This is a genomic window from Pedobacter antarcticus (genome assembly GCF_900103515.1).
In the GTDB taxonomy this organism is placed as follows: domain Bacteria; phylum Bacteroidota; class Bacteroidia; order Sphingobacteriales; family Sphingobacteriaceae; genus Pedobacter; species Pedobacter antarcticus.
In genome coordinates, this window is the sequence record NZ_FNGZ01000001.1 from 419,725 (window position 1) to 433,927 (window position 14,203).

Genomic DNA, 14,203 nt, shown 5'->3' on the forward strand with positions numbered 1-14,203 from the left:
ATGAAGATTTTAAATCTAGCGGTATGGATAATTATGACGTAAAGAATATTATTACAATAGGTGCTTCTGCCGGGGGAATCAGTGCGGTGTCAGAACTGGCAAGCGGTTTGAAATTAGAATTAGATGCGGCTGTATTTGTCGTTATTCATATCTCCAAAAACTCATTGGTAGAGATTATTCGTCAGCAGATACAGAAAAGAACAAGTCTTAAATGTGTCGTAGCCGCCGATGGAGACAGGATAAAAAAGAATGTTATTTACCTGGCACCCCCTGACCGGCATATGATGCTTGAAAAAGGAAAGATATTAGTTGAAAAAGGGGCCTATGATAGCCATTGGAGACCGTCTATCGATGTGCTGTTTAGATCCGCTGCTTCGACGTATGATAGTTGCGTAACTGGTATAATATTAACCGGTTTATTAGACGATGGTACTTCCGGTATGACTGCCATCAAAAGAAGCGGAGGGGTTTGTATTATACAGGATCCGGAAGAAGCAGAATTCCCGGATATGCCTCAGAATGTACTTAAAGCTATAAAAGTAGACTTCAAGGCTCCATTATATGAAATAGGTTATATTCTTTCAGACCTACATTCGCGTAAACCTTGCGAAGTCGGAACTGTTCCCGATGAAGTAAAACTGGAAGCGGAGATTACGAAACGTTTAAGCAGCGAAACAATAGAAAACTTTTCTCAGGTAGATCAAAGTAAGGAGTTGGAAGAATCACTTTGGATAGCTATAAGAATGATGGAGGAACGCAGAAACCTCTTGGAAAATATGACAAGCTACAACGATGCCGGGAGAAATGAACGGATATTCCAACTTGGAAAACATCTCAATAGACTAAAAAGGTTATTGCTTGAATTGGGAGCAAATAAAAATTGAGCCAGAATAAGCAGAAGACCAAAAAAATTAAAATATCATGTTACAAGTAGTATTAGCAGAAGATCATAACATTGTCCGGGACGGAATTAAGATGTTATTGGAAATGGATAAGAATATAAATATTGCTGCCGAAGCAGAGAATGGAGCCCAGGTAATGGAGTTTGTCAGAACAGGTGCACCTGTGGATGTGATTTTGGCAGATATTAATATGCCGCAGATGGATGGACTTACATTGCTGAAGGAAATCAAATTATTTGATCCGCGCATCGCGGTGATCATGTTATCTATGCATGACAACGATAAATATGTTACCCAGGCGTTTTCAGCAGGTTCTTCCGGTTACCTTCTGAAGAATGTTGGCGCCGATGAATTAATTTTTTCTTTAAAATATGTGGGTGCCGGAGGTAAGTATATTTGTTCTGAACTTGCTATGAGACAGTTGGGTATGATGTTTAAGCAGGGGAGTCATAACTCGACCTTAGCAATAGACTTTTCATTACGGGAAATAGAAGTACTGCACTTAATAGCAGAAGGGCAAACGAATCAGGAAATGGCAGAAAAACTATTTATAAGTAAAAGAACTGTGGAGGGACACCGTCAGAATCTGATAGAAAAAACAGGTTCTAGAAATACCGCTGCATTAATACGTTATGCAGTATTAAATGGCATTATTCAATAGTGAGACTATAAAATGATAAGTACAACCAGAGCAGATAATATTCTAAGTTTAATTAACGTAGCGTGTTTTCAACTGGATTCGGAGTCCAATTTTATTTATGGAAACAGGAAAGCTGCGCAGCTGTTCAACCTGAACATTACACAAATCATTGGAAAGCACGTATGGAAGGTTTTTGATATCAGCCTTTCTCCTGAAGCATTCAACGTGATCGAGAACGCAATTGTTTATCAGAAATCTTCGAATATCGAATACTTTTGCCGGGTCACTAACCATTGGATGTCACTGAACGCTGTGCCTGCTAATGGTGGAACGGTGTTAATGTTCACTGACGTTCAGATTACCAAGGGTCAGCTGCTAGAAGAACAGCGAAGGTTGAAGCTTGCACAGGAAATTGGAAATATAGGTTATTTCGAGGGGATTTTGCCAGATGGTAGATTGGAGGCGAGCGACGAACTATATCGTATTTTTGGAATTAAGCCGCAAAGTGAAGTTTTAACATGGCAACGAATCTATGAATTTATAGATGCCAGGGAAGCAGCGAACACTATTAGCTTAATAAAAAATCTGACCGGTCAGCAAAAGGAATTCGAATTGCATTTTCCAATTATCACCTTTGATAAAGAGCGGAAAATACTTAATATGAAAGTCCGCTTTACTGCCGATAGCATTAGAAATGTTCATAGGATCCACGGCGTTATTCATAATATAACTGATTATTTTAATGCGAAAGAGGAACTTCGGGAAAGCAAAGAATTAATCCAGTCGGTATTTGATACCAGTTTGGTTGGTATGTGCCTGCTTAAACCTGTGAGGGATGCAGATGGAGAAATAACTGATTTTAGGATTGAACTTGTAAGCCGGGAAATGGAAAGGGAAACCAGCAGGAATGACCTGGTAGGGAAATTATATGCGGCTGAGTTTCCGGGTATCAAAAATGTTGGACTGTTCGATACGATGTTAAAAGTATTAGCTACAGGCAACCCTGCGCAGATGGAATTCTGGTATCCTTACGACGGTTTTGACAAATGGTATTCCAGCGTATTTGTAAAAATGGAAGACGCAATCGTGGCGACACATCTTGACGTCAGTCCAGCAAAGTTTGCGGAGCAAGAGCAGCTTAAGGGTTTATCTCTTTTACAACAATCAGAAGAGCTTGCAAGAACCGGCAGCTGGGAATATGATCTGGTTTCCGGAGAATTTACTTGTTCTGATGGAATGTACAAGCTATTTGATTTAACAAAAGAAACTGCTATTAAGCCAAAACATTACCTCGAATACTCCACTGTAAACTCCAAACCTACGGCTCAAAAAATACTACAATCACTGAAAACAGGAGATTTGGGATTTGAAGAAATTATTGAGTTGAAAACAAGCAAATCCGACCGCGTGCTTAAGGTAAAAACATTTATTTTCAAAGAAAATGGCATTCCGCAGAAGGTACTTGGGGTTAACGTGGATATCACGTTACAATTGGCATTGAGTCTGAAAAATGAACAGCTAAAACTCGAGAGAGCTGAATTAGAAAAGAAACAACAGCAGGAAATTTTCAAGACTATTCTTTCTACTCAACAAGAGGAACGTAAGGTTATAGCCGAAAGTTTGCATAATGGGCTTGGCCAACTTCTTTATGGAGTTAAACTCAGATTGGAAAGAAATATCTATACCCTGGGAGAGGTTTCTAACGATGCCCAGTTGGACAATATGCTGGAAACTGAGCGGTTACTTGCCGACGCAATAAGAGAGAGCCGGCGTTTTTCACATCAGCTAATGCCCACTATTTTAGAAGACTTTGGGCTGGAGGTAGCGCTAAATGATGTAAAGTCTCAACTCGAAGTCACTGTTCGGATTGAGGCCACTTATTCGGGTTTAGCACATCACCTGGATCAATATTTGCAGATTTCAGTCTTCAGGATTGTGCAGGAACTATTGCTCAATGTCGTTAAACACGCTGAAGCAGCATGTGCTAAACTTAAAGTTTGTATTACAAAAAACACCATACAAATTGTTGTGGAGGATGATGGAAAGGGTTTTGAAGCCGGGCCAAATTTTGCAAATGGACTAGGCCTAAGAATGATTCAAAGCAAGGCAAATCTACTAAATGGTAAACTTCAAATTTCACCCAGATCTGGGAAAGGTACCAGAATAGAAATAAATCTTCCAAATTTAGAGTCGGCTAACGGCGGATAAGGCGAAGATTAACACGTATTTATCTCAGTATCTTTAAGTAAAATTACTATCGAATAATTGATACCGTTTATTAAATTTACGTTATATCTATTCTCTCGATTGGAGGCAGCGGCACGGAATTAACACCGAGGCTTATACTTCCGCTAATGATATCCTATGAGTAATAATCTTGCGCAACAAGGGGACTATATTTTTAAATTTCTATTGAAAAGGAGTGGTGGCAGCCCATATAATACCTGGCTCATATTAATACCTGTACTTTTAATTCTGACAGGTCTGTCTTTGGAAGTTTTATATTTCAAGGGTTTTAATTCTCCTGTATACCTGATTTTTCTGCTTGCAGTAATTCTTACTGCTTTTTTTTGTGGGGTCAAAAAGGCATTTCTTGTAAGTATTTTTACAGCTGCGCTCTCCATAGTTTTCATGGTATTCTATCATTCGGGGATTACCTTGACCATTTTTAATGATGTCTCACAGTTTTTATTATTCATCTTCGCCCTCTTTTTTCTTAACGGAATATTTTACCTGCTCAAACTGCAATTAAGGGATGTTGAGCATGAACGCATGTTGAGACAAATAGCAGAGAAGGATTTGCAGATGCATGAAAAACGGCATGAAGATTTTGTGCACATGGCAGTCCATGAATTAAAGTCTCCAATTACGGTGCTTAAAGTTTATGTACAGATGATTGTGCTCAAAATTCAGAAAGAGAAATTCTACAAGAATATAGAAATGGTGGAGAAGATGGATCACCAGCTTGATAAAATGTTAAATCTTGTTGCAGATATTTTAGATGCTGCAAAAGCTGGTTCTGGAACGATCCACTGCGTCATGAATGATTTTCATATTAATGATCTGCTTAAAATGAGTTATGAAAACGTTCAGGCCATCTATCCTGTGTATAACATTGAATTGCAAACAGATCCGGCTAACCCAGTTATAAATGGTGACCGCGACAGACTTGAACAAGTATTAAATAATTTTATTACCAATGCAGTTAAATATTCCTCACAGGATAAATTCATTAAAATCTCCAGCCGCATTCAGGATGGAAAAGTCTATATAGGTGTAGCCGACAAAGGCCTGGGAATTCCGGAGTCAAAAATTAAGCATGTTTTCAAACAGTTTTACAGAGTTCATTCTTTAAAAACTCAAAGTCTCCCGGGTTTGGGCCTGGGTTTGTTTATCTGTGAGGAAATTATCAAAAAGCATAACGGACAGATCGGAGTTGACAGTAGAGAAGGTGAGGGCTCTACATTTTGGTTTTGTATTGACATCAAGAACGACCGGCAAAAGCACTACAGGTAAAAAACTCGTGCGAATGTCATAAATACCTGAATTTAATTATTCTTAAAACTTCATATAACAGTTTTTGTTCTTCATAAAAATAGGAAAATGAAGACATATGAGAGTGAGACGTTGCAGGATCCAGGATCTGCAACACGTATAACAGGTGGAGCAAATGCTGAATATCAACACAAAAAGGTAGATCATATATTGAAACCTAAAGCGAAGGAAAAACGAGAAAAGCCGGATTTCTTACTAAGGCTCCTTTAGTTCAAACAGAACCGGATGATTTATAGATTATCCGGTTTTTTTTGAGCCCTAATTTTAACAACAATCCCCAGATCTACTATAGCTTTCGAATGGATATAAGCAAAAGAACTACAGGAATAAATTTCACAAATAATAAGATGGCTACCATCAATATATGGGCTCCTGAAGCGCAAAATATTGAGGTGCAGTGCGGCAAATTCACAATTAGCCTTCACAAAGATGAATTTGGTAACTGGATAGGTTTCACAGACCTGATTAAGGCCGGCGATTTATACTGGCTGGTAATAGATGGTCAGAAAAGAATACCGGATCCTGCTTCTCTAAGCCAGCCTGAAGGGGTGCATGGGCCTTCCTGCGCAATTGATCTGCACTACGAATGGAATGATCAAAATTGGAAGAATCCAGAGCTGAAAGATTATATCTTCTATGAATTGCATACTGGTACCTACACTTCGCAGGGTGATTTTCAGGGAATAATAAACCAACTGGATTATTTGGTTGAATTAGGAATTACCGCTATAGAGATCATGCCTGTGGCTGCATTTCCTGGAGAAAGAAATTGGGGTTATGACGGCGTATTCCCTTATGCAGTACAGTGGTCATATGGCGGAGCAATGGGATTGCAGCAGCTGGTCGATCAGTGTCATCAGAAAGGCCTGGCAGTCGTACTCGACGTGGTCTACAATCATCTTGGTCCCGAAGGAAACTACCTGACCGAATTAGGGGGCTATTTTACCGATAAATACAAAACTCCATGGGGGGCAGCGGTAAACTATGATGACCGGTATAGTGATGGTGTGCGTAAATTCATAATAGAGAATGTGTTAATGTGGTTTAGAGATTTTCATATTGACGCATTGCGGCTTGATGCAGTACATGCCATTAAAGACTTTAGCGCAGTGCATATCTTACAGGATATCAGAAAGGCAACTGACAAACTGATCAAAGAAAGCGGACATGTACATTATCTAATTGCGGAATCAGATCTGAATGATCCCAGGTATATTACCAGTTTAGAAGAAAACGGTTTAGGTATGCATGCACAATGGACAGATGAGTTTCATCATGCTTTAAGAGTTTCTGCCGGCGAGTCGAAGACCGGGTATTATAGCGATTTTACGGGAGTAGATCATTTGGCAAAGGCTTATAAAGACGCGTATGTGTATACTGGGACGTACTCCAGTGAAAGGGCAAGGAAATTCGGTCGCGGAACTACTGGCCATCCAGGCAGTCAGTTTGTAGTTTTCTCACAGAATCATGACCAGACAGGAAACAGGATGCTGGGTTCCCGTTCTGGCACTCTTTATAGTTATGAGATGCAAAAATTGCTGGCAGGTGCAGTTATCCTTTCTCCGTTTTTACCACTGCTTTTTATGGGGGAAGAATATGGGGAGAAAAACCCCTTCCTTTATTTCGTTAGCCATACTGATCCCGGGCTTGTTGAAAATGTCAGAAGCGGGCGAAAACAGGAATTTGCAGCCATGCACCTGGAAGGGGAAGCACCCGATCCTCAGGATCCTGCAACGATGCAGCAGTCCCGTCTTAACTGGAGTGCATTAAGAGAAAAAAGCCATCAGACTATGTTTCTTTTCTATCAGGCAATTATTGCATTGCGTAAAAGTCATACGCAGCTCTGTTCCGATGAAAAAGAGCTAACCAGGTGCATTGCGCTTAAGCCGTTAAACTGTCTCCTTTTAGAGCGCTGCGCGACTGGAAGTTCGGAACTGGTTTTTTGTATGCTGAACTTTTCTTCAGAAGTACAACAAATTTCCGTTCCTGTAAATATTAAACTGGACGCTGTGCTTTTTAATTCGGCAGCCCTGGTATGGGGCGGGCCGGGAGATGTTTCAGAAGAACAGCAGCCCGAACTCCAGGAAATTTCAATTCAACCAGAATCTTTTATTGTATACCAGGCAAATTATGTTTAACCCTAATTCAACTTACCGGGTGCAGTTCCACTCCGGCTTTACATTTGCCGATTTTGAGGCTATCATCCCGTACCTGAGCCGTTTGGGTATCAGTACTATATACGCATCTCCGATTTTTGCGGCCGTTCCTGGAAGTACACATGGTTATGACGGTACAGATCCGAATGTGATTAATCCGGAAATAGGGAGTATCAGTGATTTGAAGAGGATCTCTGCTAAGCTCAACAAACTGGACATGAAATGGATACAGGATATTGTTCCTAACCATATGGCATATGATGCACAAAATTCCTGGTTAATGGATGTGCTCAAAAATGGAGAAGCATCTGTCTATCGTGAATATTTCGATATTCTTTCTGCTGATCTTAATCAGGACCCTTTAATGGCGCCTTTTTTAGGAAAAGATCTCCAAGATTGTATTCGCGACGGAGAATTGGAATTGGTGAAAATTGAGCAAGACTGGTTTGTCCGGTATGGCGAGAATACCTGGCCTCTGCGTGCTGGTACTAATCCAGAAGATTCCCTGGAAAAAATTCTTTCGCAACAATATTATCGGCTATGCACATATACCGAGGCCAATGCGAGAATGAATTACCGGCGTTTTTTTACCGTAAACAGCCTGATTTGCCTGAATATACAAAATGAAAAAGTATTTGAACATTACCATCGCTTGATTAAAGATTTGGTTGATGCCAGAATATTTCATGGATTGAGAATTGATCATATTGACGGTTTGATGGATCCTGCCGGGTACCTAAGCAGGTTGCGCCAGCTCTGTGGAGGCGAGGTCTATATTGTTGTCGAAAAAATTCTTGAACCCGGTGAACAGCTCCCGTCAGCTTGGCCGGTACAAGGTACGACTGGTTATGACTTCCTTGGACTGGCTAATCAGTTGTTTACGAATGAAAAAGCAGAAAACAAATTCAGCAGTTTTTATAAAAATCTGCAACACAAATACGCCCCCGTTACTGTACAAATCAGAAAAAAGAAAGAAAGCTTTCTAAATACCTATATGCAGGGTGAGTTAGACAATTTATGTCAGTTGATTATATCAACCCCCGTTGTCGAAAAGGCAAATCCAGATGAGGGACAAATTGCAATCATACGCCAGATTATAGCAGAACTGCTTGTCAGGTGTCCAGTTTATAGATTTTACGGCAATGGATATCCGCTGGATAAATATGAGAAAAAAGCTATCGATTCAATATTTAGAGAACTAGAAGAAATAGTAGAGTACAGGCCATCATTGAAGCTGATACGCAAGGTTTTATTGGAGAAAAACATCCATTGTTACCAGCGTCTTATGCAGATCTCCGGACCGCTTATGGCGAAGGGAGTGGAAGATACCTTAATGTATACCTATAACCGTTTTATTGGTAATAATGAAGTCGGTGACTCGCCGGCGTTGTTTGGAATAACCCCGGATGAGTTTCATAAGACTATATCGAGCCGCTCTACTGCCTGGCCAATTGCTATGAATGCCACAGCTACGCATGATACAAAAAGAGGGGAAGACGCGCGCGCCAGGCTTAATGTGCTGACAGATATCCGCCATGTATGGATCAACGAAATCAATCGTTGGGAAGAGCTGAATGAATCATTACATACAGCAGGCAAACCAGACCGGAATGATGCATACTTTATATACCAGACCTTAATTGCCACTTATCCTGAAACCGACAGCGAAACTGAAGATTACAAGGACCGGCTGCAAACATATATCGAAAAAGCTTTGCGTGAGTCCAAAAGGAATTCTGAATGGGAGCAACCTGATTTACAATACGAAAAGGCAACCTGGAATTTCATAGACGGTCTGCTTAATCCTGAACGTGAATTCTGGCATGTCTTCAGCTCTTTTATGAACAATGTTTTCCAGCAGGCAAGAAAAATATCTCTGGGCTCGCTTATTATTAAGTTTGGTACTCCCGGTATTCCGGATACTTATCAGGGAACTGAATTCTGGGACCTGAGTATGGTAGATCCCGACAACCGCAGGCCGGTTGATTATGCCGCGAGAGCCAACTTCCTGAAAGAAATAGAAGAAGGAAATTTTAACCTTGCTGATTTAGTAGAAAATGCGGGCAACGGAAAAATTAAATTGTATCTGCTTCGTCAACTACTCCATTCCAGATTGAGAAATCCTGAATTGTATGCCAGCGGCCTTTATATTCCGTTAGAAATTAAGGGTAAATTTGTTGCCCATCTGATTGCCTTTGCCAGACGTTCGGGAAATCGCTGGGCATTGTTTGTTGTTGCAATAAACCCTTCGATGGTGCCTGACCCGGCATCAGACCTGCAAAACTGGGAAGATACACGTGTCATTCTACCTACTGAGGCTACCGGTAATTATCATGAACTCGTTCATGATATTAACATCAGGGTATCAGGTGAACTGTTATTGCAGGACCTTTTTAAGGTATTACCTTTTGCAGTACTGGAGTGGTGCGGAGGCCAGCGTGAGCGTGGTGCAGGTATCTTATTACATGTTACGTCTCTTCCTTCAAGGTATGGAATAGGAGATATGGGACCGGGTGCATCCGATTTTTTGGAGAATCTGGTGAGTGCCCGCCAGCAATACTGGCAAATTCTTCCGATTAATCCTGTAACTGCCGGCCAGCTGTATTCCCCGTATTCCTCTACATCTACGATGGCAGGCAATGTCTTACTCATTAGTCCCGAACTTTTGTGGTCCGATGGACTTGTGAATGACGGACAGCTTTTACAGGCACAGCAGAAGAACGGTGCTAAAGTTAATTTTCAGCTTGTAGAGAAAAAGAAAGATAAGCTTTTGAAACAGGCATTCGCTTCTTTTCAGGATTTGAATCCGGACGACCAGCTCGTAGTCGACTTTAACCGGTTCATCAAAGATGAGGATTTTTGGCTTGATGATTATGCGCTATACGAGGTGCTAAAAATGATTCAGCAGGGACAGCCCTGGTATCACTGGCCGGAGAGAATCCGGCGGCGGGATAAAGAAACTCTTGCAGGTGTAAAGGCGGACTGCGAGAATGAAATGCAGGAAACTAAATGGAGGCAGTTTATCTTTTACCGGCAGTGGCGCGCCCTCCGTAAACAAGCAAATGCCCTGGAAATTAAAATAATCGGAGACCTGCCTTTTTACTGTGCATGGGATTCCGTAGACGTATGGGCTAATCAACAGCTCTTCAGTCTGGATAAACGAGGGCGTATGAAGGCAGTTGCAGGCGTTCCACCGGATTATTTTAATGCAGACGGGCAGTTGTGGGGTATGCCGGTATATAACTGGAGAGAGATGGCTAAAACGCAATATCGTTGGTGGACCTCACGCATCGATAAAAACAGACTGGATTATGATTTAATTCGACTGGATCATTTCCGTGCATTTCATGCTTATTGGGAAGTTCCTGCAAATGAGTCCTCGGCCCGCTTTGGCGCCTGGCAGCAGGGGCCGGGACCCGATTTCTTTAACGCGCTGTTAAAAGCTAAATCCGGGCTCCCGTTTATTGCCGAAGACCTTGGTGAGATCACAGATGGTGTGTTTCGTTTGAGGGATCATTTTGGTCTGCCCGGCATGCGCGTCTTACAGTTCGCTTTTGGGGCAGATGCTGCTGACTCCCTTCATGCACCACATAATTTTACTGGTCCACATGGACTTGTTTACACTGGTACACACGACAATAATACGTTGAAAGGTTGGTACAAAGATGAGCTGAATTTAACAGAACGTTCTCGAATTGAAGCTTATACCGGGCAAACTGTTTCTGCAAAAAATATACATCTGATTATTATAGGATTGGCTTACGCATCTGTCGCCGGTATAGCGATAATTCCTATGCAAGATATTTTAGGTAAAGGTTCTTCCTCCAGGATGAATGTCCCTGCCTCCGTTAAGGATAACTGGGGATGGAGAATGAAATCAGGAGAATTTAAAAACAATATGGTGGATTATCTCAGATCTCTGGCCCTGCGCTATGGAAGATAGGGGTAGGTAAATGTTTTTTATCCTAATGATCCTTTATATTTGCTAGTATAAACCAGCGTTATGAATAAAGCTACGAATGCAGAAATCCGGGCCAGATTTGACCAGGATGTTGAACGTTTCTCCAATCTTGAAACCGGACAGTTAACTACAATTGACGCGACGATTACGATGGACCTCTGTACGGAGGCTGCAGCATACATTAACCCCAACGCTTCCGCTCTGCTTGATATCGGCTGCGGGGCAGGTAATTACACGCTTAAAATGCTCTCCAGACTCCCAAATCTAAACTGTACGTTGAACGACCTGAGCAAACCAATGCTCGAAAAAGCTTTCGAAAGGGTGTCTGAAGTGACAGCCGGTAAAGTAACCGTGGTGCATGATGATATGCGAAATCTCGAGCTTGGCGAGCATACGTTTGACATCGTATTAGCTGCCGCAACACTCCATCACTTACGTGACGATGCAGACTGGGAAATGGTCTTCCGTAAAATCTTCATCGCTCTGAAACCCGGTGGTAGTTTTTGGATTTCTGATCTGATAACGCATGACTCTCCATTAATCGGGAAGCTATTTGAATCTCGCTATGGTGATTACCTGGAAACGCTTGGCGGGCCGGATTATCGTCAAAAGGTTCTTGACTACATCGCTTATGAAGACACGCCGCGTTCGCTGAATTATCAGCTGGACCTTATGAAAAGGATAGGCTTTCGCGATACAGATATTCTTCATAAGAATTCTTATTTCGCCGCTTTCGGCGGAATAAAATAGGCGGGTATTAATTATATTTTCTTTCTTATTTATTTTACTTTTTATTCGCTGTTCTTCGGTGTTGATATACCCTTGCGATACCCTTGGTATACCCTTCCTTTACCCTTGGTATACCCTTTTGGGTAAAGGAAGGGTATGCCAAGGGTATTGCAACCGGTATATCAACTCCGCAGATGATAAACAGGAAAGAAGTAGTAGAGACACTTGAAGTAAGAAGTTGGCTTGTACTGGTCTACATTAGTTACCGAAGCTAAATTATCACTTGCAGTCCAGTAATTTCGATAGTGTACTGAAGAAAAGAATCAAAGTTTTCCCTCCGTAATAGATAAAGAAAAAACGCTTAATTTTATTATTATATCTAACTTTGCCGGTTATATGGGAATCTTTTCAAAGACTTGTGAATATGCCATGCGGGCAGTGTTTTTTATTGCACACCGGACAGCTGACGGAGGGAAAGTAGGTATAAAAGAAATTGCTGAAGGTATAGATTCCCCAGAACATTTCTTAGCGAAAATTCTTCAGGATCTGAGCAGACGAAATATTGTGAAATCTGCGAAAGGACCAAATGGAGGGTTCTATATGGATGCTGTGAGCTTAAAAAGGCGATTGTCTGAGGTAGTCGAAGCGGTTGACGGAAATGGATTATTTACAGGATGCGGGCTTGGTTTACACTATTGTTCTGAGACTAATCCCTGTCCGCTGCACAACGAATTTAAAGTGATTAGAAATCAGATTTTCAATATGCTGCAGAACACGACTATTGAAGATTTTAATGAAGACCTGAATCTTGGAATTACAAGCTTAAAAAAATAAATTTGAAGAGGTAAAGCTGATTATTCCCTGCAGTACCTCTTCATAAATGAGATTAACTCAACTGTAGTGTTTGAGGTCCAAATTCTTCAAAAAATATTGAATTTTTATTGACACCTATATTGACCAGATCTTTGTACTGTTTCTCAATAAAAGGCGCCGGGCCGCAAACATAGTAAGCCGTTTGATCAGTGTGTATGTCTTTTCCAAGCTTGGTGAGATCTACCCAGCCTTCATAATGATTTTCCACGTCTATTTCCGATCCTATAGTGTTATAAAAGATATGTTTTTGAATGAGTGGATATTCAGCCGCCCATTTTTCTACGTTCTCTTTAAAAGCATGTACGCTCTTGTCCCGGCACCCATGAATCCAGGTTCCCTGGCGTTGCCCACTTTTAATCAGGTTTTCGAGCATACTGAGTAGGGGTGTTTGTCCGACTCCTCCGCTTATAAATACTACGGGGCCGGGATGATCTTTTAAAAAGAAATTTCCCGCGGGTGCTGATACGTCAATAAGATCACCAATTTGAATATTCTGATGAAGATGATTGCTGATCATTCCTTCAGGCGTCTCTTGAATACCTGGCTCTCTTTTAACAGATATACGATAGTATTGACCGTTTGGGGCGCTGGATATGCTATATTGCCTGGGTTGCAAAAGGTTGAGTTCAGGTAGAAATAAGCGAACACTTAGGTACTGACCGGGTATAAAGTCTGCTACTTGACCTTGGTCTGCCGGGTAGAGGTAAAAAGAAGTGATCTCTGTGGATTCGACAACTTTATTTTTCACTAAAAAGGGTCTCCAACCAGACCATCCGCCTTCTTTTTGAACTTGCTGGGTATATAAACTACTTTCATGTCCAGACATGAGTTCCGCCAGCTGGAAATAGGCAACTTCCCAGGCTTTGAGTAATTCCGGTGTTGCAGCTTCTCCCAAAACTTCTGCAATCGACGCCAAAAGATGTTTTCCCACAATGTGGTAGTGTTCTGGTCTGACACTTAAACTGGTATGTTTCTGCCCGATATGATCCAAAACTGGCAATAATACTTCCGGATTTTCTATATGTTCTGCATAAGCTAAAACGGCCATTGCCAGCGCAGTTTGCTGCTTGCCATTATGTTGGTTCCCCATATTAAAGACATGTTTGAGTTCTGGATTGTGCTCAAACATGCGTTTATAGAAATAAGTTGTTAGGAGTACTCCATGCTCTTTGAGGATAGGCACTGTAGCTTTAATGAGATTTTTTTGTTGAGAAGTGATCATAATTATAAGTTGATAATAACAGAATACATTAACCGGATAATAACACCCTTATGTCTTTTATTTTGGGATATTATTAGTTGATTTTTAACTCCGGTAAAAGTATAACATGGTTCTGTTATATAAAAGATGTTTTTGTCTTTTATTATTTTATTGCTTTTTGCTGAT

10 protein-coding genes are annotated in these 14,203 nt (G+C 41.1%); 9 read left to right on the top strand and 1 reads right to left on the bottom strand.

Features of this window, described 5'->3' with window-relative positions; translation table 11 throughout:
• Positions 1-23: 23 nt before the first annotated feature.
• The 9 genes from BLR53_RS01700 to BLR53_RS01740 all read left to right on the top strand — a co-directional run bounded on the left by BLR53_RS01700 (position 24) and on the right by BLR53_RS01740 (position 12,777).
• Positions 24-884: a chemotaxis protein CheB gene (locus BLR53_RS01700; RefSeq protein ID WP_074586572.1), complete on the top strand. Its 861-nt coding sequence runs from the start codon at positions 24-26 to the stop codon at positions 882-884.
• Between the two features lie 37 nt (positions 885-921).
• Positions 922-1,563, top strand: coding sequence for a response regulator transcription factor (locus BLR53_RS01705; RefSeq protein ID WP_074586575.1), 642 nt, complete (start codon positions 922-924; stop codon positions 1,561-1,563).
• Between the two features lie 12 nt (positions 1,564-1,575).
• A complete protein-coding gene (locus BLR53_RS01710; RefSeq protein ID WP_074586578.1) occupies positions 1,576-3,750 on the top strand; it encodes an ATP-binding protein in 2,175 nt (724 codons plus the stop codon).
• A gap of 156 nt (positions 3,751-3,906) precedes the next feature.
• Positions 3,907-5,058 (top strand): sensor histidine kinase, encoded by a 1,152-nt coding sequence (locus BLR53_RS01720; protein WP_037438180.1) that lies wholly within the window; start codon positions 3,907-3,909, stop codon positions 5,056-5,058.
• Between the two features lie 87 nt (positions 5,059-5,145).
• Entirely contained in the window at positions 5,146-5,307 is a 162-nt protein-coding gene (locus tag BLR53_RS19890; protein WP_176763500.1) for a hypothetical protein, read from the top strand.
• An 89-nt stretch (positions 5,308-5,396) separates the two neighbouring features.
• A complete protein-coding gene (treZ, locus tag BLR53_RS01725) occupies positions 5,397-7,235 on the top strand; it encodes a malto-oligosyltrehalose trehalohydrolase (RefSeq protein WP_074586586.1) in 1,839 nt (612 codons plus the stop codon).
• On the top strand, positions 7,228-11,196 hold the full coding sequence (gene treY, locus BLR53_RS01730) for a malto-oligosyltrehalose synthase (protein ID WP_074586588.1): 3,969 nt from the start codon (positions 7,228-7,230) through the stop codon (positions 11,194-11,196). Before treZ ends, treY begins: the two co-directional genes overlap by 8 nt.
• Positions 11,197-11,256: 60 nt before the next feature.
• On the top strand, positions 11,257-11,964 hold the full coding sequence (locus BLR53_RS01735; RefSeq protein ID WP_037438177.1) for a class I SAM-dependent methyltransferase: 708 nt from the start codon (positions 11,257-11,259) through the stop codon (positions 11,962-11,964).
• A 375-nt stretch (positions 11,965-12,339) separates the two neighbouring features.
• Positions 12,340-12,777 carry an RrF2 family transcriptional regulator gene (locus BLR53_RS01740; protein WP_037438176.1) on the top strand — a complete coding sequence of 146 codons (438 nt, stop codon included), beginning with the start codon at positions 12,340-12,342 and terminating at the stop codon, positions 12,775-12,777.
• A 52-nt stretch (positions 12,778-12,829) separates the two neighbouring features.
• Here the strand turns inward: BLR53_RS01740 and hmpA are convergent, their stop codons facing one another.
• The gene (gene hmpA / locus BLR53_RS01745) at positions 12,830-14,038 is read right to left on the bottom strand and encodes an NO-inducible flavohemoprotein (RefSeq protein ID WP_037438175.1); all 1,209 of its coding nucleotides are present in this window, start codon (positions 14,036-14,038) and stop codon (positions 12,830-12,832) included.
• Between the last annotated feature and the right edge of the window lie 165 nt (positions 14,039-14,203).